Raw genomic sequence first — 17,773 nt, forward strand, 5'->3', positions numbered from 1 at the left:
ACCGCCTTCTGGGCGCCCTCTTAGCCGTTGGTGAGTGCAAGACCGTCGCCTACCAGGGCGTCCGCGCCGTCTGGCCGACGAGGCGTGACAGGAGTGGCTCGAGGGGGGCAAGCTGAACTCCGCCACTCACACTGCGGCTTGTGCGGTCACTGACTCATGGGGTGCGCACGCCCGGGAGGAGGCTCCGGTCGCCGGGTCCCAGTCGGCGAAGACCGTGAGGCTCCGCACCTTGAACTGGAACCGCAAGACCGGCTGCTGTCCGTCGCTGTCGCCGTCCACGACCCGCATCGTCACGCCCTCGGGCAGGGTGATGCCTCGTGCGCGCAGCACCGAGGCGCCGTCCGTGCGAAGTTCCCGGGTTAGCTCGGGAGAGTCGAGGAAGTCGTCGATGAGCGTGAGCACGTAGGGATTGCGGCCCAGCTCCAGCAGGGTCGTGTGCAGTTTGCTCCGCTCGGGGCCCGGCGGCTTGTCACTGTTGTTGAGCCCGGCCTCATGGCCTTGAAGTGCGCGTTCGAGACGCTCGCGATGGAGGGCGGAGATGGGCATGGCGTCCTCTCATTCCAACTACCTGCGCAGGCGCGCCGGCAGTACTGCGCTGAGGGCGTCGAGGGCATTGATGCGGCCGTGCCCCACGCCCGCACGCCAGGGGCCGTTCGCCGTCGCAGTGTTGTACACCGCGGGACCCACTCTGTCGGCGGTGCCCTCGATGATGTTGCGCACCTCGTCGCTCGTCATGGTCGAATCCATGAACAGGAGCAGCGCCGCGAGGCCCGAAACATGGGGAACGGCCGCGGACGTGCCCTGGAATAGGGACGTCCAGTCGCGGCGGTCGAGGTCCGAGAGGTTCCCGGTCCCCTGCACCGTCGTGGTCGGTATGCCGACCCCGGGAGCCACGACCGACAGCGAGTTGCCGTAGTTGGATGTGGGGACCTTGAGGTCGTTCTGGTCCGTCGAGCCGCAGGCGATCACACGAGCGTTGGTCGCGGGATAGGTCACCGCTCCGCTGCCGTTCCCGCTCGAGCCGCACACGATGACGTTGTTGTTGTAGGCGCGTGTGAGCGCGGCATTGACCAGGGTCGATGTGCTCCACCCCGGAACGTTGAAGCTCATGTTGATCACGCGCGCGCCGTTGTCCACGGCGAAGTTGATCAGCGTTGCAGCCTCCGTGTCGGTAACGCCCGTGAAGGCGAGCGGCATGACCCGGGCCCCGTAACCCGCCACGCCTGCGGTTCCCTTGAGGTTGTGGGTGGTGGCGGCGGCGACACCCGCGACCATGGTCCCGTGACCGGACGCGAACGAGGAAATACTGGTGTCGGCGCCGTTTCCGCTCGAGCCACCCGTGCCGGCCACGTACCGCAGGTCGGGATGGGTCAGATCGCATCCCGAATCGACGATGGCGATCGTGCCCGCGTCGATGCTCAGGTCCCAGGCCGTCCGACCCGGCCCGCCGACACGCGTGCGGACCAGGTTCCACTGCCCTCCGTACCCGATGGAGGGATCGGCGTTGAAGAAGGTGTCGGCCGGCTCCCACGAGTAGGGGAGGAGCAGAACCATGCTCTCGAACAGGACGCTTTCGTGCCCGTATGATTCCCGCTCCAGTAGCCGGGTACGCACCGCATGGGCGGAGTGCCTTCGGGGCTCTGCGATCGTGCAGTAGCGATAGCCAGTCAGGTACCGGGACTTGTCCGTGTCCTCCCGGAGTTCGACGTCGTCCGACAGGGCCGCCGGGTCGACATTCGCCTCGATCAGCACGACGTTCGGGAGTGGGCAATGCAGGCCGGCGCGCCCGGGCACTTTCGGGTCGTGATAGACCGGCCCGATCCACGCCAACTGTTCGTTGAATTCGGATTCAATGGCGTCATAGACGTCGCCGGTGAACTCCCCGAGCGAGGAGCGGACCCAGAATCTATCTGTTGTGTGGTTGACCACTTCCGATGGGGACCCGGTTTCCGACGGACCGTCTGGCTCCGGCTCCAGGTCCAGTTGCCGCAGGCGTGGTGCGAGTGATTCGAGGGTCTGCGGTTCACGGAAGCCCAGCAGCACCCGGGTTCGGTCCAATCTGACGACCGTCTCGGCATCACGAGCAAGCTCGAGGGGATACCCGTTGATGGTCATGACACGAGACTAGCTCCGGTCCGTCGTCGGCGCATTTTCGGAACCTTTCTCATGGGGGCGCCAGTTCACTCACGACCCGACTCCTCCCCGCAGCTTCCAGAGTGAAAGGTGGGACGGCCCTCCGACCGCACCGTTGGACCAGTAATAGCGGGCGTAGTGAGGGCCTCTGAAGAAGTAGGCGCTCCCGGTGTAGGGCCCCTCTCCGTTCACAGAGGAATGCACGCCCTTGAGGAAAGCCCCTGTCAGATTCCACTGGGACAACGGGGCAGGCCCGCTGATCGCCCCTGTGGCCCAGTCGTAGGTGATGTACTGGTTGCCCTTGAAGAAATAGGCCTTGCCGGCATAGCTCCCCTGGCCGGTGAGTGCGGAATCAATACCGGAAGCGAAGGCGGGCGGAAGATTCCAAGCAGTGAGCGGGCTGGGCCCGGTGACTGCCCCTGTGGCCCAGTCGTAGCCGACGTACTGGTTGCCCCGGAAGAAGTACACCTTGCCCTGATACTGCATGGCCCCGTTGACGGCGGCATCCACGCCGGTCAGAAAGGGCGCCGGCACGTTCCAGAGACCAATTGGGCTCGGTCCGGAGTCCGCCATGTCCTGACCCCAGTCGTAGCGCACATACTTGTCGTCCTTGAAGAAGTAGACCTTACCGGCGAAGGCGGCTCGGCCATTGACCGCGGTGTCAAAGATGTAGGCCATGGTCCCTCCCGGGACGGGACGATGCGCTGAGGAATTCACGGAATGGGATCATGGTTTCACGCCGCACATGGGCCTGCATCTGGAGCAGGTTGTGCTCACGCGCCGGCCTACGCCGCGCTCATGGGGGCGCTCCGGCAGTGCTCATGGCGTCGGTGCCACGACGAGGGCTTTGACTTCCATCAGGAGGTCCGCGATCCGTTCGACGGCGCCCGCCTCCTTGTGGAGGTCCGCGACGTTTCCCGGGCCGACGCACCCTCCACGGTGGTCGGCGAGGCCCTGGCAACCGCCGCCTAATGATCGACAACTACCGTCCGGCGGCTGCCTGGTTCACGGTCGACTTCGAAATGCCGGAACGTGTGGGCAGGCCTCGCCGCGGGATGCCGGTCCGATGGCGGAAGAGAATGCCGTTGGCCGGTTCGCCGTGTGGACGGTGCTGGTATGGATGGCGGGATGAGACCGCATCCGCCCGTCACACCGGCCGAACAGAACCAGCGAGTTCTGCGTGAACGCCGTCGCGATGAACTCCGGGACGACGACGCCGAGGAGAGGTACCGCAACCAGTCCATCTCCCGACAGAAGCGCGCCACGCTCATGGTCACCCTGGTCCCGCACATTCCCGGGTCCCTGTCCTGGGACCGACCGGCTTATGACGGTTACCGGCAACAGCTCCTCCTTGAGCACCCACGGCTGGAGGAACCCGGAACGGTGCTTTGCGAAGTGGAGCCTCTCGCAGTGAGTTTCGCCGCGTGGTCGGAGCCGAACACCTCTCATCAGGTCATCGCAGTACTCGGTGACGACCAGGGGCATTGCGTGTTCGGGATCGGTCCGGTTCGTGCGCCTCGTGCATGACGTACCGTCATGTCCTGCCGTGAGGCGGGTCGCCCCTCCTACGCCGAGGGGCGACTTAACGACGTTAAGGAACATGGGATGAGCCTGCCCGCAATCGCCACTACCGAAGTTCTGATCGCCGGAGCCGGGCCCACCGGCCTCGTGCTCGCCTGCGACCTCGCCCGGCGCGGGATCGCCTGCCGCGTCGTGGAGAGGGAGAGCCGCAGCTTTCCCGGCTCACGCGGCTCCGGCCTCCAGCCGCGCACCCTGGAGGTCTTCGACGACCTGGGCGTCATCGACGCGATACGGGCGGCAGGCGGCCCCATCCAGCGACTCCAGAGCTGGGACGGCACCACACGCATCGCCGAGTGGGACGCGTTCGAGCGCTCCGAGCCCTCGCCCCACGTCCCGTACGGCGAGATCTGGATGCTCCCGCAGTGGCGCACCGTCGAGATCCTCCAGGCGCGCCTCGAAGAGCTGGGCGGAAGCGTCGAGTTCGACTGCGAGCTGACCGGCTTTGAGCAGGACGCGGACGGGGTGACGGGGCGGCTGCGCCGGCGGGACGGCACCAAGTCGGCCGTACGGGCCGGCTATCTGGTCGCGGCCGACGGCGGACGCAGCACCGTCCGCAAGGCCCTCGGGGTGGGCTTCCCCGTCACCGAGCTCCTCACCGACCCGACGCTGATCGCGGACGTCCTCATGGACGGAATCGACCGCGCGCACTGGCACGTGTGGCCCACCGCGCCGGGCGGGCGCGTCGCGATCCGCCCGCTCGAAGGGGCGGACTTCTTCCAGTTGCTCGCCCACTTCGACGGCGGCGGCCCGGACTTCACGCCCGACGCCACGCCCGAGGCCCTCCAGCAGCTGCTCATGGAGCGCACCGGCCACGAGGACGTGCGGGTGCATGAGGTGCGGTGGTCCTCGGTGCTGCACATCAAGGCCGGGGCCGCCGACCGCTTCCGCATCGGCCGCGTCCTGCTCGCGGGCGATGCCGCGCACATTCACTCTCCTACGGGCGGCCAGGGCCTCAACACCAGCATCCAGGACGCGTACAACCTCGGCTGGAAACTCGGCGCAGCGCTGCGCGGTGCGTCCGACGCGCTCCTCGACACCTACGAGGCCGAGCGGCGGCCGGTCGCACAGCATGTGCTCGCCCTCACCACCCAAGTCTTCGAGCGGGACCGCGTGGACAAGGACCGCGGCTTCTCCCAGCGCGGCGGCGAGACCTTCCAACTGGGCCTCGGCTACCGCGAGAGCCCCCTGACCCGCGAGTGCCGCGAGGGCCTGGCCGACGACGCACTGCGCGCCGGAGACCGCGCCCCCGACGCCCCCTGTGGGCCCATCCGTCTCTTCGACCTCTTCCGCGGCCCGCACGCCACGCTCCTCGCCTTCGGCGAGACCGACGCCCCGGCCTCCGAGCGCTACAAGCTGGTCCGGGTCGGCCGGCCCGGCGAGCAGGCCGACGTCATCGACGTGGACGGGCACGCACACAAGGCGTACGGGGACCGGGGACTCTTTCTCGTACGGCCCGACGGGTATGTAGCGCTCGCGACGGAGGACCCGGCGGACCTGGCCGCGTACGAGGTCTACTAGAAAGGCCCGGCAAGAGATCCGACGCCACACCCTCATCCGCGCGCCAGTGTCTCAGCGGCAGGGCCATTGCGTGTTCGAGATCGGTCCGGTTCGTTGGCCTCGCACGTGATGGACGTCATGTTCCAGCCTGTGCAGCGATGTTCCCCGGAAACAGAGCAGGCACGGTGCCGGTGATCATGTGGTTGTCGAAGGCCCATGAGAACCGAGCGGAACCGTGCCTGCCCGAACATCATCGCCCATGCCGGCCTGGGGCAACTGGCCCTCCCGAACCTTCACAGCTCCCAGCAGAATTCCGCTGAGCTGCGCTGTTTCCTGATCTAGGTGCCCGATCCACGCGGCCGCCGAGTACGGAGGTATCCGATGTTGCCCCTGCTGTGCCCGGCTGCCGCGGCCGTACTGTCCGGTGCCCGCTCCCTCATCGCGATCGGCGAATGGATCACTGATGCGTCGCGGTGTGCTTGATCTGGCGTCTGCGCAGGTAGCGGCGGTTTCGGCGGGATGAATGCGCCTTGTCGCCGCCGAGGTGATCAGGCCGAGTGCGGGGGCGGCCGCCGTCCAGGCGCGCGACCCGGATTTGTTCCATGACCGGGATGAGCTGCGGTGCATCGCCCCACTGGCCGGGGTGATCAGGAACGCCAGGGCACGGCGGCCACCTTCACCAGCGAGGTGGATTTTGCAGTTCAGTCCGCCCCGGGAGCGTCCGAGTCCCTCGTCGGGGCGGTGCTGCCGGGGCGCGCGTCTTATCCCGGCACTCGCGGCGGCTCCTTGTGTGCTCCGACGGCGTGCTGGTGAGCGCGACAAGACGTCGAGTCCACGCTCACCATCGACCAGTCGATACGGCCTTCCGCGTCCGCATCGGCCTGGGCGGCCCCAAAGATTCGGTCCCAGGTGCCGTCCGCCGACCATCGTCGGTGACGTTCATAGGCGGACTTCCACGGACCGAAACGCGCAGGCAGATCACGCCACGGCACCCCGGTCCGCTCCCGAAACAGAATCCCGTTGATCACCCTGCGGTGGCTGGCCCAACGCCCGCCCCGCTGCCCACTCCTGGGCAAGTACGGCTTCAGCCGGGCCCACTCGTCACTCGTCAGATCTCCCCGCCCCACACTCATGCCAACGACCCGGAACCGAGACAGTCACAAGCTCCGCTGGACAGGACCTAGTCCTCGGCCTTCGACCGCGAGGCGTGGAAGCAGCGCATCGCCGTCGAACGGTGCAACAACCGCCTCAGCAGTGGCGAGGCATCGCCACCCGCCCGAAAACCAGTGGAGCCGCACTTCCGTGCGCCATTACTGTGCTCCCGCCCCCTGCCGCCTTGTCGAGGACGTGCCGTTGTACACCAAGTGAGACCTCCCGAGCGCTGATTCGTCGCGCGTCGCGCTTGCGCGCCGCGCTCCTTTTCGCTGCGGTCTTCTCACTGGAACCGGTGTACTTCTGTGTCCAAAACCTGGGTGGTCATACCCACCCGCCTGCCCCTCGTTCTCCGCCGTTGCCACGGGTGCGCCTCCGAGCACTTCCGGGCAAACGGCAAATTCCGCGTCAACGCAAACCACAAGCTCATCGACGCCTGGCTCCTCGCACTGTGCACCGTTTGCGGGCAGACCACCAAGCTCACTGTCCTGGAACGGATGAACGTGCGCTCTGTACGACCTGAGCTCCTGGACCTGCTGCACGACAACGACCTTGGCCTGGCAGCCGAGTTGCTCCAGGATCAGGTCGTGCGGCGCCGTAATCGCATCGCCCTCGACTGGGACAACGCCTGGCGCCTCGACACCGGCGGATCGGATCAGCAGGAGGGCGAGGCGATCGAGGTCTCGGTCCGCTTTGCGGCGCGGATCCCTGTCCGGCCGGTGCGACTGATCGCTGAAGGTTTCGGCTTTTCGCGAGCCGAGGTCGAGAGACTGATCACCGAGGGGAATCTCGTATCGGCAGTCCGCCTGAGCGGCAAGCTCTCCGGCGACTTCACCTTCACGCTCAAGCGCTGAGTCTTCCCGGGGGCAGGGCCTGTCCGGCAAGATCCGCCGGACAGGCCCTGGCAACTCTGGCCTCACGTGATCAACACGGACAGATCCCGATCATGCAATGGCCCTGGAGGCGGACCGACGCGCGGCGCGAGTTCGCTCAGCTTCCGCGCGTAACTCCGGCCATTCGCTACACATGCCAATGAGGTTTTCTCAGAGGGCATTCCGCCTACTTCAAACGTCCTCTCAGTAGTGGCTACATTCACCCTCTCTGCGGGATCCGGCATGGACCACATCGAGGACGAGCGGCCATCGCCGGTAGGGAGTCACACCGGGTCCGGCAGGTCCATGAGCGCGAGTTTGGCCGGGTCGATCACGGCGGTGATCTCGGTGATGCGGCCGTCGGCGACGGTGAAGGCGAGGAGGGAGAGCGGGGTGCCGTCTTCGCTCCAGGAGATGACGCCGGGGTGGCCGTTGACGGTTGCCGCATGTCCTCGTGCTGCACTGCCGGCCACTCGCGCGCGGGTGGCGACTTCGGTGGCTCCGAGCGTGACGAACTGGCCGTTCGGGGTGTGGACGGTGAACTTCACTTCGGGGTGGAGAACCTGCAGCAGCTGCTCGAACTGACCGTCGCGGGCCGCGGCCAGGAAGGCTTGCACCACCTCGCGTTGTTGTCGTCCGGCGCTTGCCGGCTGCTGGGCGGCTTGTACTTTCCTGCGGGCGCGGCTGGCGAGCATTTTGGTCGCGTCGGCGGATTTGCCGAGAATGGTGCCGATCTCCTCGTGGGGCACGGCGAACACGTCGTGCAGCACGAACGCCAGTCGTTCGTTCGGGCGCAGCGAGTCGAGGACCGTGAGGAGCGCGAGGCCGACGGAGTCCCCGAGTGTCACGAGGTCTTCCGGAGCAGGAGCGTCGTCGAGCGTCACGGTGAATTCGGGTAGCTGGTCGTCGAAGGAGACTTCTGGGCGGGTCCTACCTGCCCGCAGGACATCGAGGCTGATGCGGCCGACCACGGTGGTCAGCCAGCCGCCGAGGTTGTTGATGGTGTCGGTGTCTTGGCGGGAGAGACGCAGCCACGCCTCTTGGACCACGTCTTCCGCGTCGGCGTGTGATCCGAGCACGCGGTAGGCGACGGCTCGGAGCCGGTCACGTTGGGCCTCGAAGGCATCGAGGATCGGATCCGTGGGATGGGTGCCGGGCATGTTGTTACCTTCCTGAAAGCTCCTCCGTCATAGGGATGACGCGCACATGCCGCGCAACGTAACGATGAAGGAGAGCACTCCCACATGGAAAACCGGCTCAAGAACAAGAACACGAACAACCCCGATGTGTGGACCGCGGTCCAGCACCTCCAGAAGGCGATCGCCGCCGGGGGCGTCGACCCGAAGCTGCTCGCGCTGGTCCACCTGCGCGCCAGCCAGATCAACAGCTGCTCGGCGTGCGTCTACGCCAGTGTCGCCGGGGGGAAGAAGGCCGGTGACACTGGCGAGCGGCTGCACAACGTAGCGGCGTGGCGTGAGGCGCCTTTCTACACCGATGCGGAGCGCGCGGCACTGGCGCTGGCCGAGGCCGCCACCCGGCTGCAGGATGGCGCGGAGGGCGTCACCGACGAGATCTGGGAAGAAGTCAACGCCCATTTCACCGAGGAGCAGATCGGCGCGATCAACCTGGAGATCGCGCTGACCAACTTCTACAACCGGATCAACCGCACCATCAAGGAACCCGCCGGCCAGACCTGGGGCTGAGCCCAGCCTGGCTCTTGCCCACTGAGGTCTTCTCAGTGAGTTGATCTTCCGGTTCCGGTGCAACGGGCCGGGCGGTGCCCCGAGTTCGGGAAGCCGTGAAGCCCCTGGTATGACAGGTCTGCCAAGATCATGTCCGGGAGAACCAGGGGCTTCACGTTGGTCACCTGTGTTGCCATGCTCGACGTCCCGCGCCCCGTGGTGGAGCGCCTGGCCCGTCTGCTTGATGCGAACCGCAGGCGGCTGCGCACCCCGAAGGGCTCGCGGGCGCTGGGCCCGTTTCGCCAGGCGGTGCTGGTGCTGCGCTGGTTCCGCGAGCGCGGCTGCGTGCACTGCCTGGCCCGTGACGCCGGCGTCTCCCAGGCCACCGGCTACCGCTATCTGCACGAGGGCATCGACGTGCTCGCCGCCCAGGCCCCGGACCTGCACACGGTGCTGGCCCGCTGCCGGCAGGAGGCCATGAGCCACGTGATCCTCGACGGCACCCTGATCGAATGCGACCGGCTCGCCGACACCCGCGACAACGGCAACGACCTGTGGTTCAGCCAGAAACACAAGAGCTTCGGCGGCCACGTGCAGTTCCTCGCCGCCCCCGACGGCAGGCCGCTGTGGGTCTCCGACGTCGAGCCCGGCTCCACCCCCGACATCACTGCCGCCCGCCTGCATGCGCTGCCCGCGCTGTACAAAGCAGCCGCCGACGGCCTGCCCATCCTGGCGGACAAGGGCTACATCGGCGCGGGGATCGGCATCCGCGTCCCCGTACGGCGCCCGAAGGGCAGGTCCGAAACGGCCCTGGACCCCGGCACCCGCATGACGAACGCCCCGATCAGGCACGTCCGGGCACCGGGCGAGCGTGCCGCTGCCGAACTCAAGGAACGCTGGCGCGCGTTGAAGCACGTCAGCCTCAGCCCCAGCCGGATCGGCGACATCGCCCGCGCCACCCTCGCCCTCAACAACCTCTGGAAATGATCTTCACTGAGAAAACCTCAATAGCTGGGTTGGGGAGCCCCTACACGTCATCCCAGGCCATTGAGCTCATCCTCCAGCCGGCAGGCGTCCGGACGAACTGGGTGGTCTTGCGACCGGAGCCCTCGAACCACTCGCCGTCTAGGAAACCGGACTTGCGGTACTCGCTGAACCGGTGCGCGATCGACTCGAATATTTCGGTCCGCTCGGCGACTTCCCATTCGGAGAACTCCGTCAGCGTCCCATCGGTGAGGATTTTCGCCCGGGGCTCGACGAACGCGTCGAGGTCGTAGATCACGGGCTCGCCCCCGACGTTGCTGATAATCATTCCTTGTGGGATGAACACCTCACGGACAACGTTGACGTTCGGCCGGCCGCCACCAGTGTTGGTGAACGCCCCGAGGAAGGCGCACATCAGCTGGTCGAGCTCGGCCTTGACGTCGGACTGGGGTGCTCCTCCCACGGGTGACCACTCGTCGGAGAGGATCGACCAGATCTCGCTGTCGTGCCGCACGCCCTGGTACGCAGAGCGCTGCCGCATCACACCATCGCGGGTCATCCCGAGTCGGCGCGCGACTTCGACGCTGCGAGTGTTGCCAGCGGTGGCCCACCATTCGACCCGGCTCATCCCGCGTTCCTCGAAAGCCCAGTCGATCAACGCCCGGCATGCCCGGGTCACCAGCCCGCGGCCTGCCCCGTCCGCCTCCAGCCAGCAGCCGATTTCGCACACTCCGGAGGTGGCGTCGAACTTCGTGAACATGACGCCGCCGACCAGAGTGCCGTCCAGCCAGATCCCATAGATCCGAGCGGTGTCCTTGGCCTGCCTGTCCGCGTACCGCTGGAGGACGGCAGTGGCGGAGGCGAGGTCGGTGCTGAACGTCGCCCAGGGTATCCAAGGGTCCACATAAGGTCGGGCGCGGTCGATATGGGCAAGGAACTCCTGCGCGTGCCAGGGCTCCAGAGGACAGAGCTGAGCGTTGTCACCGACCGGCAGTGCGATCACGGATACCTCAATCCCCTTGGTACGTAACGAGCGTTCGGCACGTAAGGTAGCAGCATGCCACCCGCACCTGGAGATCGTGAAGCCCGCCGCGAGGACGTGTCCCAGGCGGTATGGCACGTGCTCGCCGACAAAGGGTTCAGCGGGCTGACCCTGCGTGCCGTTGCCACCGCGATGAGCGCCTCGACCGGGATGCTCATGCACTACTTCCCGACCAAGCGGGCCTTGATCGCACATGCCCTGGACCTGCTGGAGAAGCGCACCGCGGAACGTCCCCGCCGTGAACCTCCCACCGAGGGCCTTGCCACCGTGCGAGCCATGCTGCTGGACATCCTGCCGCTGACCGCGGACGACACCGCCCGCAACCGCATCTGGGTCAGCTCCTGGGACCTTGCCCTCGCCGACGACGGGCTGGCCACGGACCAGTCCGACCGCTACATCCGGCTGCGCTCAGCGATCCGCCCGCATTTCGAAGCCGCACGCAGCCTGGGCGAGCTCCCCGCAACCGCCGACCCGGAGCAACTCGCCGCCACCGCCGTCGCGTTCACCCATGGACTCGTCGTCCAAGCCCTCTTCGACCCCGGCCGGTTCCCCGAGGACGTACAGATCGCCATGCTCGACGACCTCCTCGCTTCGATCGCGCTGACCCAGTCTGACGCCGGTGCCGGCAGGCCGGTCCCTGACCAGTAGGGCAGAGCAAGCTGTGCCAGAACCTTCTCGTGAACAGAGCCACGCGGCCGACCGTGGTGGCTTTATCGAGTAGTAGTGACGTCACTCGTCGATGAGTTTGGGAGGCACCCCGAACCACGGTCGGGTGATGTTGATGAGTTTGGGAGGCATGGCGACTCTTGCCAGGGCAGCATCGAGGTGCTCTTGGTGAAAGGTGCTGGTCATGCCGCATATGTCGAAGGTCGAGCTGTACGCGGCGATCCGGCGTGACCATCGAAGCGGCATGTCGATGCGGAAACTTGAGCGCAAGCACAGCGTGACCTGGCGGACGGTGCGGAAGGCGTTGGACTCGTCCTGGCCGGAGCCTCGTAAGAAGCTGCCGCCCCGAGCCACCACGCTGGACCCGTACAAAGCGGTGATCGACGAGATCCTCCGGGCGGATCTGGACGCGCCGCGCAAGCAGCGGTACACGGTCACCCGGATCTTCCACCGGCTGGTCGAGGAGCACGGGGCCGACTCATACCGCCTCGCCAGCACCCGAGCACGAGCCGAGGAGCCCGCCAAGGCCATCTGACCTCTGCCGCTATCTGCCTCGACGGCCAGCCGCCCTGACGGACGGCTGGCCGTCCCGCGTTTGCGGTGTCCTTTGAAGAGGTCTCAAGAATCGAGTATGGCGGCGACAGCCTCGATCTCGACGAGCTGGCCCTCATGGCCGAGCACGGTGACGCCCATCAAGGTGCTGGGGACGTCATGGTCAGCGAACGAGTCGCGGACTACCTGCCAGGCGGCCACCAGGTCCTCCCGCCGGGCCGACGCGACGAGAACCCGTGTGCTGATGACGTCCTGAAGTGATGCACCTGAGGCAGAAAGAGCAGCCTGCATGTTCTCGATCGCTTTCGTTGCCTGGCCTGCGTAGTCCCCGATCGCTGCCGTGGAGCCGTCATCGTTCAGCGGACACGCCCCAGCGAGGAAGATCAGGCGTGACTCGGCGGGCGCCGTGGCCGCGTAGGCGTACTCGGCGACGTCGGACAGGGAGGCGGAGCGGATCAAAGTAATGGCACGAGCCACGGTCGTGGGGCCTTTCTCCTCGGGTGCTGAGCGCGGACATCCTGCCAGCGCCCCAGCGGCTCCCGCCTTCCCTTTTATCGCCGCCCCCAGGGCAACGCCATCATTTCTGCTCGATATTCATGACCCGCATGATCACCAACTGACTCCGGAACCAGTCGACAAACGCTGTTCCTAGAGATCAACGAAGCCAACCGTGGGGATCGCGCGCGGCCAGCGTCATGGAGGGGTTGGTGTTGATCACTCGATGAGTCATTGCGTTGAGGTCGGCATCGCTGTCCATCGGCGGCTCAGCCAATCCCGTGATAGGTGATCGCCAGGTCGTGCTGCCAGGTAGCACCGTCATCGCGCGATAGCTCTGCCTCACCGTTGATCGCGTTGTCGTTTGTCGCTGAGCGTGCCGCTGAATCGCTGCGAGAACCCGGGGGCGTTGTTCCAATCGCCTGGTGGTCGCAACGGCCGCCACCGGCCTCGCACGGTCGTCACCGCGGCCGGTCCGGTCGAGGTCGCCGCGCCCTGGGTGAACGACCGCCGCGTCGACGAGGCCACCGGCGAGCGCAAGCGGCTCTCCTCGAAGATCCTGGCCCCGTGGTGCCGCAAGTCGCCGAAGGTGTCCGAGGTGCTGCCGCTGCTCTACCTGCACGGCCTGTCGTCGGGGGACTTCGTGCCAGCGCTGGAGGAGTTCCTCGGCGGTGCGGCCGGCCTGTCGGCGCCGCGCCCTGGTCGAACGCACGGAGGACCACCGCAGTCTGATCAACATCACCCGACCCACAACTCTTGACAACTGTTCATGCACCTGACACCAGTGGCACTGCACCACTCCCACGAACGGCACCACACCCCGAAGGGAGCGATCAGCGCATGACCAAGCCTGAGAGCGCGGGATACGACTACGACGTCGTCATCAGCGGAGCCAGCCTCGCCGGCAGCGCCGCGGCGATCTTGCTCGCTCGACGCGGTGTCCGCGTCGCACTGCTGGAACGCCGCTCGGACCCCGAAGCGTACAAGGCGCTTTGCACCCACTCCCTCACGGCCAACGCCTACCCGGTGCTGGACGAACTCGGCCTCATCCCCGCTCTCGAGAAGGCGGGAGCCGTCCGCAACGAGGCCCGCTGGTACACCCGCTGGGGATGGATCGAGCCGAGGGCCGCGCCGGCGGGCCCCGAGCTACCGTACGCGTACAACATTCGACGCAGCACCCTCGACCCGTTGATCAGGTCCCATGCGGCGGAAACCCCTGGCGTCGATCTGCTCCTCGCTCACCATGTGACCGGGCTGGTCCGGGAAGCCGGGCGAACCGTGGGGGTGCACGCGTCGACACCACAGGGCGAGCGCGAGATCCGGGCCCGCCTGGTGGTCGGCGCCGATGGCAAGGACTCGGCCGTGGCGAAGTTCGCCGGGGCGCCTGCTCGGCAGTCCGAGAACGCGCGGTTCGGCTATCTCGCGCACTTCCGCAACCTCCCGCTGCGCGACGGGATCGGTCACGCGTGGTTCCTCGAGCCCGACATGGCGTACGCGTTTCCGAACGACGACGGGGTGACGGTCATCGCGGTGCTCCCGGACAAGAAACGGCTGCCGGCCTTCCGGGAAGACCTGGAGGCCAGCTTCTTCGAATTCGTCCGCGCCCTACCCGAGGCACCGCCCATCGACTCCGCCGAGCGCCTCACGAAGATCACCGGCACGGTCAACTACCCGCTTCACAGCCGCAAGCCGACCGCACCGGGCATCGCGCTCATCGGCGACGCCGCCCTGACCGGCGATCCCCTGTGGGGAGTGGGATGCGGGTGGGCTCTGCAGTCCGCGCAATGGCTGGCAGAGGCGGTCGCCTCGGCCGCAACCGGTCGGGGCGACCTCGACAGGTCGCTCGTGGTGTACGCACGCAGACACCGGCGCCGGCTGCGAGGTCACCAGTACCTGGCCACCGACTTCGCCAAGGCCCGTCCGTTCAACCCCATGGAGCGGCTGATGTTTTCGGCGGCAGCGCGCGATGAATCGGTGGCGCGCCACATGCATCTGTTTGCATCCCGCCTGATCGGTCCACTGCGTTTCTTGAACCCCGTGGCGCTGGCCAAGGCTTCGGCAGTCAACATCAAGCATCGCGGGGCGACTGTGCCACCCGCGCACCTGTCACACACAAGATCATGACCGGCAGCCCTCCCACTCCACTCGCTCTCGCAGTCGGCGACGCTTGAATCGTGACCCAGTTCCGGCGCTTGGGTTCTAAGGCGGATTCGCATGGTTGTCGCAACGTTGCAGGCTCAGAGTGCCAGAGCTGCGGCGAATGCTTGAGCTGGGGTCTGCCAACTCAGCGTCTTGCGGGGTCGGTTGTTCAGCCGGTGCTCGATGGCGCGGAGGTCGTCAGCGGTGTGGAGGGACAGGTTCGTGCGCTTGGGCAGGCCTTGCCGGATCAGGCCGTTGGTGTTTTCGTTCGTCCCCCGCTCCCAGGGACTGCCCGGGCGGGCGAAGAAGATCCCGTCGGTGAAGTAGGGCGCGAGTTCATGATGGCGGGCCATCTCTGAGCCTTGTTTCCAGGTGAGACTCCGGCGGGCCTGTTCCGGCAGATTGCTGAGGCTGGCGATGAGGGCATCACGCAGCTGGCCGGCCGAGTGTCCCTCAGGCAGCGGGACCAGGCGGAGATAGCGGGTGCGTCGGTCGACGAGGGTGGCGAGGGTGGCGACGGCGGACTGGCTGCGGGCGCCCACGACGAGGTCGCCTTCCCAGTCGCCGAGACGCTCGCGCAGCTGGATGATCGGTGGTCGGCGCTCGATGAGGACGGCGGGTGCGACAAATCTGGGCATGCGCTGGTCAGGGCGGCGGCGCTTCTTTCGTAGCGGCTGGCCATTGCGGAGTTTCCTGGTCAAGGGCCTGCTCAGGCCACCCTTGGCGCCTTGGTAAAGGGCTCGGTAGATGGTCTCGTGACAAAGGTGCCGATCGAGGTGCCCGGGCCAGCGGGCCCTCAGGTGGGCGGCGATCTGCTCCGGACTCCACTCCAGATCGAGCTTGGACTGAACCTCGGCTTTCAGCTCGGGATCCGTGGCCAGCTTGGCGCGTCTGGGACTTCCGGCCCGTTCGCGGCAGCGGTGGTGAGCCAGGTCGGCGTCATATCTGCCGTAGTCATGTGGGCGGCTGTTGCGCCGCAACTCCCGGCTCACAGTCGACGGTGCCCGTCCGAGCAGGCTGGCTATCTCTCGGATTGTCAGGCCGCGTTCGTGCAATGAGGCGATCCTCCGGCGCTCCAGCAGCGACAGATACCGGCCCGACCGGGATGTCTCTGGAAGATGGTCAGGTTGCAGGCCGCCGTCCTCCGCCCGCCACCGGTAGCCCGTTTCCGTCTGATCCCGAGTCGCCTGCACGCCTCGACACTGCCCACCCCGGCCGCCAGAAGGCGCGAGTACTCGGCCTCGAGCTCCAGCCTGCGCTTGCGTCCCCGCCTCGCCATCAACACACCCCTAGTACTCCAGTTGTGCTTCTCCATTTGTCCTGGTCAGCGTGCCTGTTTCGAGTCTAGTGGGCTGACGCCGCATCAGGGCGGTGGTGGTTCGTGACCCACCCGATCGGGGTGTGCGCGGCACTGGTAGTGGCAGTGGCGGGCGACGGCTTGATGGCGTCGGCGCCAGTGCGACCAGTGGAGCCGGTGTCCGGGCCGCGGTAGCCGGGCTGCTGGGGAATGGGCAAGATCCAGGAGCCGTCGCACTTCTGCCACGGTGAGGGGAACGAGACTGCTCGGACCGTTTCTTCGGCCCCCTTTTCGAGGGCGTGGGCGGCCATCGCGGCCAGGAAGGCGTGCGCCAGCATGGCCAGCGTGATGTGGCGGTACCAGCCCACGTAGCGGCGGACTTCGTACTGGTCCAGGCCGCACTCGTTCTTCGCGGCCTGGAAGCACTCCTCGATGGCCCATCTGGAGCCGGCCACGCGGACCAGTTCGGAGACGTTCGCCTCGGTGGGAGCGAAGGCGAGGTAGTAGGCAATCTCCTCGGGGCGGGCCAGGCTACGGCGGGCCAGCACCCAGCGATCGTGCGTGGGTGCCTCGCCGTTCGCGTCGGCGGCGGCAGGGAGCCTGGCTGCGGCCCAGTCGTAGACCCGAGGCCCCTTCGCGCCGTCCCCGCACGAGATCCGCTCCCAGGCGTCGTCCGGGGCACCGGTCAGAACATGGTCGATGCGCCAACTCCCCGCAGTCGACTTGACCTGCTGCGACTTGGGAACCGCCAGGACATAGCCCACGCCGGCTTCCTCCAGCATCCGCCGGAAGCCCCGTTCCTGGCCGTAGGCCGCATCAGCGGTCACCCAGGCGATCGGCAGCGCGGAGCCGAGGGCCCTCAACACCATCGCACGCGCCAGTTCGGGCTTCGTGGCAAAGGACCTGTCCTCAGGAATTCTCGCCGTGCGGCACCGATCCGGGTCATCGGTCCAGGACTTGGGCAGATACAGATCCCGGTCCACCAGGGCCCGGCCCTTCGCAGAGGTATAGGCGGCGAACACGCCGATCTGGCAGTTCTCGGTGCGGCCGGCCGTCCCCGAGTATTGGCGCTGCACCCCGGCTGAGACGGTGCCTTTCTTCAGGAAGCCGGTGTCGTCCACGATCAGCACACCGTCCGGTCGGCCGAGCCGCTCGGCCACGTAATCCTGCAGGTCGTCACGGATCTTGTCTGGATCCCACTGGCACCACGACAGCAGCCGCTGCAGGCCGTACGGGGTGGCATGGCCGGCGTGCTCGGCGAGCTGCCAGCTGTTCTTCCGGCCGACCGGGCCGAGCAGCCCGCGCACGTAGTCCTGCATCCGACGTCGTGGCTCGATGCGCCCGAACCGCTGGCCCACACGCAGCAGCAACGACTCCAACTCGGTGGCCCACAGCCCTGCTTCGATATCCGGCTCCATGGCAGGCTCAACGCACCCCGATCGGGTGGGTCACGAACCACCACCGCCCTGATGCAGCGTCAGCCCACTAGACTCGAAACAGGCACGCTGACCAGGACAAATGGAGAAGCACAACTGGAGTACTAGTACTCCAGCGGTAGTTCGCTATCGCCGCTGGTCAGAGGCTGGTTTTGAGTGTAGCTGGGTGACGGTTCGTCATATGGCGGTGGTTCGTGACCAGCGGTGCGGCATGGCCGTTGTCCTGGTTGTGCAGGAAATGGAAC

Annotated in this window: 15 protein-coding genes and 3 pseudogenes; 9 read left to right on the plus strand and 9 right to left on the minus strand. The window is 66.9% G+C overall.

From position 1 onward, the window contains the following. Positions 1-126 precede the first annotated feature (126 nt). The 3 genes from ABZS64_RS33965 to ABZS64_RS33975 all read right to left on the minus strand — a co-directional run bounded on the left by ABZS64_RS33965 (position 127) and on the right by ABZS64_RS33975 (position 2,811). Entirely contained in the window at positions 127-546 is a 420-nt protein-coding gene (locus ABZS64_RS33965; RefSeq protein WP_355838010.1) for a hypothetical protein, read from the minus strand. 18 nt (positions 547-564) lie between these two features. Further along, positions 565-2,115: a S8 family serine peptidase gene (locus tag ABZS64_RS33970; protein ID WP_355838012.1), complete on the minus strand. Its 1,551-nt coding sequence runs from the start codon at positions 2,113-2,115 to the stop codon at positions 565-567. 69 nt (positions 2,116-2,184) lie between these two features. Continuing rightward, positions 2,185-2,811, minus strand: coding sequence for a hemopexin repeat-containing protein (locus ABZS64_RS33975; RefSeq protein WP_355838014.1), 627 nt, complete (start codon positions 2,809-2,811; stop codon positions 2,185-2,187). Between the two features lie 927 nt (positions 2,812-3,738). On the opposite strand from ABZS64_RS33975, the gene ABZS64_RS33980 reads away from it, so the two are divergent. Both ABZS64_RS33980 and ABZS64_RS33985 read left to right on the plus strand, forming a co-directional pair. Continuing rightward, positions 3,739-5,232: an FAD-dependent monooxygenase gene (locus tag ABZS64_RS33980; RefSeq protein ID WP_355838016.1), complete on the plus strand. Its 1,494-nt coding sequence runs from the start codon at positions 3,739-3,741 to the stop codon at positions 5,230-5,232. Between the two features lie 360 nt (positions 5,233-5,592). Then, on the plus strand, positions 5,593-5,694 hold the full coding sequence (locus ABZS64_RS33985; RefSeq protein ID WP_355838018.1) for a hypothetical protein: 102 nt from the start codon (positions 5,593-5,595) through the stop codon (positions 5,692-5,694). Here ABZS64_RS33985 and ABZS64_RS33990 read toward each other — a convergent pair. Continuing rightward, positions 5,684-6,338: pseudogene (locus ABZS64_RS33990) on the minus strand (IS5 family transposase); the annotation flags it as partial. The gene ABZS64_RS33985 and the pseudogene ABZS64_RS33990 sit on opposite strands and share 11 nt — an antisense overlap. A gap of 330 nt (positions 6,339-6,668) precedes the next feature. On the opposite strand from ABZS64_RS33990, the gene ABZS64_RS33995 reads away from it, so the two are divergent. Continuing rightward, positions 6,669-7,217: a DUF1062 domain-containing protein gene (locus ABZS64_RS33995; RefSeq protein ID WP_355838020.1), complete on the plus strand. Its 549-nt coding sequence runs from the start codon at positions 6,669-6,671 to the stop codon at positions 7,215-7,217. Positions 7,218-7,519: 302 nt separating this feature from the next. Here the strand turns inward: ABZS64_RS33995 and ABZS64_RS34000 are convergent, their stop codons facing one another. Next, positions 7,520-8,395: a sigma-70 family RNA polymerase sigma factor gene (locus tag ABZS64_RS34000; protein ID WP_355838022.1), complete on the minus strand. Its 876-nt coding sequence runs from the start codon at positions 8,393-8,395 to the stop codon at positions 7,520-7,522. An 84-nt stretch (positions 8,396-8,479) separates the two neighbouring features. On the opposite strand from ABZS64_RS34000, the gene ABZS64_RS34005 reads away from it, so the two are divergent. Continuing rightward, positions 8,480-8,938, plus strand: coding sequence for a carboxymuconolactone decarboxylase family protein (locus tag ABZS64_RS34005; protein WP_355838024.1), 459 nt, complete (start codon positions 8,480-8,482; stop codon positions 8,936-8,938). Between the two features lie 174 nt (positions 8,939-9,112). Then, positions 9,113-9,904, plus strand: a complete 792-nt coding sequence (locus ABZS64_RS34010) for a transposase family protein (protein ID WP_355838026.1) — start codon at positions 9,113-9,115, stop codon at positions 9,902-9,904. A gap of 40 nt (positions 9,905-9,944) precedes the next feature. Here the strand turns inward: ABZS64_RS34010 and ABZS64_RS34015 are convergent, their stop codons facing one another. Then, positions 9,945-10,904 carry a GNAT family protein gene (locus ABZS64_RS34015; protein ID WP_355838028.1) on the minus strand — a complete coding sequence of 320 codons (960 nt, stop codon included), beginning with the start codon at positions 10,902-10,904 and terminating at the stop codon, positions 9,945-9,947. A gap of 54 nt (positions 10,905-10,958) precedes the next feature. Here ABZS64_RS34015 and ABZS64_RS34020 point away from each other — a divergent pair, with 54 nt between their 5' ends. Together ABZS64_RS34020 and ABZS64_RS34025 are read left to right on the plus strand one after the other, a co-directional pair. Continuing rightward, entirely contained in the window at positions 10,959-11,591 is a 633-nt protein-coding gene (locus ABZS64_RS34020; RefSeq protein ID WP_355838030.1) for a TetR family transcriptional regulator C-terminal domain-containing protein, read from the plus strand. A gap of 202 nt (positions 11,592-11,793) precedes the next feature. Next, a complete protein-coding gene (locus ABZS64_RS34025) occupies positions 11,794-12,144 on the plus strand; it encodes a hypothetical protein (protein ID WP_355838032.1) in 351 nt (116 codons plus the stop codon). Between the two features lie 83 nt (positions 12,145-12,227). On the opposite strand, the gene ABZS64_RS34030 is transcribed toward ABZS64_RS34025, so the two are convergent. Continuing rightward, a complete protein-coding gene (locus ABZS64_RS34030) occupies positions 12,228-12,638 on the minus strand; it encodes a Rid family hydrolase (RefSeq protein ID WP_355838034.1) in 411 nt (136 codons plus the stop codon). 448 nt (positions 12,639-13,086) lie between these two features. Here ABZS64_RS34030 and ABZS64_RS34035 point away from each other — a divergent pair. Both ABZS64_RS34035 and ABZS64_RS34040 read left to right on the plus strand, forming a co-directional pair. Beyond that, positions 13,087-13,347: pseudogene (locus ABZS64_RS34035) on the plus strand (IS256 family transposase); the annotation flags it as partial. A 149-nt stretch (positions 13,348-13,496) separates the two neighbouring features. Continuing rightward, positions 13,497-14,780: an NAD(P)/FAD-dependent oxidoreductase gene (locus ABZS64_RS34040; RefSeq protein WP_355838036.1), complete on the plus strand. Its 1,284-nt coding sequence runs from the start codon at positions 13,497-13,499 to the stop codon at positions 14,778-14,780. A gap of 113 nt (positions 14,781-14,893) precedes the next feature. On the opposite strand, the gene ABZS64_RS34045 is transcribed toward ABZS64_RS34040, so the two are convergent. Both ABZS64_RS34045 and ABZS64_RS34050 read right to left on the minus strand, forming a co-directional pair. After that, a complete protein-coding gene (locus ABZS64_RS34045) occupies positions 14,894-15,988 on the minus strand; it encodes an IS30 family transposase (RefSeq protein ID WP_355838038.1) in 1,095 nt (364 codons plus the stop codon). A gap of 418 nt (positions 15,989-16,406) precedes the next feature. Continuing rightward, a pseudogene (locus ABZS64_RS34050) lies at positions 16,407-17,498 on the minus strand (IS701 family transposase); the annotation flags it as partial. Between the last annotated feature and the right edge of the window lie 275 nt (positions 17,499-17,773).

The sequence above is a fragment of the Streptomyces sp. NPDC005408 genome (genome assembly GCF_040606445.1).
Lineage (GTDB): Bacteria > Actinomycetota > Actinomycetes > Streptomycetales > Streptomycetaceae > Streptomyces.

What these genes read in the sequence shown, in the direction of transcription:
- ABZS64_RS33970 (WP_355838012.1), bottom strand. Translation starts at nt 2,115, where the DNA reads ATGACCATCAACGGGTATCCCCTCGAGCTTGCTCGTGATGCCGAGACG.
- ABZS64_RS34000 (WP_355838022.1), bottom strand. Translation starts at nt 8,395, where the DNA reads ATGCCCGGCACCCATCCCACGGATCCGATCCTCGATGCCTTCGAGGCC.
- ABZS64_RS34005 (WP_355838024.1), top strand. Translation starts at nt 8,480, where the DNA reads ATGGAAAACCGGCTCAAGAACAAGAACACGAACAACCCCGATGTGTGG.
- ABZS64_RS33980 (WP_355838016.1), top strand. Translation starts at nt 3,739, where the DNA reads ATGAGCCTGCCCGCAATCGCCACTACCGAAGTTCTGATCGCCGGAGCC.
- ABZS64_RS34020 (WP_355838030.1), top strand. Translation starts at nt 10,959, where the DNA reads ATGCCACCCGCACCTGGAGATCGTGAAGCCCGCCGCGAGGACGTGTCC.
- ABZS64_RS33965 (WP_355838010.1), bottom strand. Translation starts at nt 546, where the DNA reads ATGCCCATCTCCGCCCTCCATCGCGAGCGTCTCGAACGCGCACTTCAA.
- ABZS64_RS33985 (WP_355838018.1), top strand. Translation starts at nt 5,593, where the DNA reads ATGTTGCCCCTGCTGTGCCCGGCTGCCGCGGCCGTACTGTCCGGTGCC.
- ABZS64_RS34025 (WP_355838032.1), top strand. Translation starts at nt 11,794, where the DNA reads ATGCCGCATATGTCGAAGGTCGAGCTGTACGCGGCGATCCGGCGTGAC.
- ABZS64_RS34040 (WP_355838036.1), top strand. Translation starts at nt 13,497, where the DNA reads ATGACCAAGCCTGAGAGCGCGGGATACGACTACGACGTCGTCATCAGC.
- ABZS64_RS33975 (WP_355838014.1), bottom strand. Translation starts at nt 2,811, where the DNA reads ATGGCCTACATCTTTGACACCGCGGTCAATGGCCGAGCCGCCTTCGCC.
- ABZS64_RS34010 (WP_355838026.1), top strand. Translation starts at nt 9,113, where the DNA reads ATGCTCGACGTCCCGCGCCCCGTGGTGGAGCGCCTGGCCCGTCTGCTT.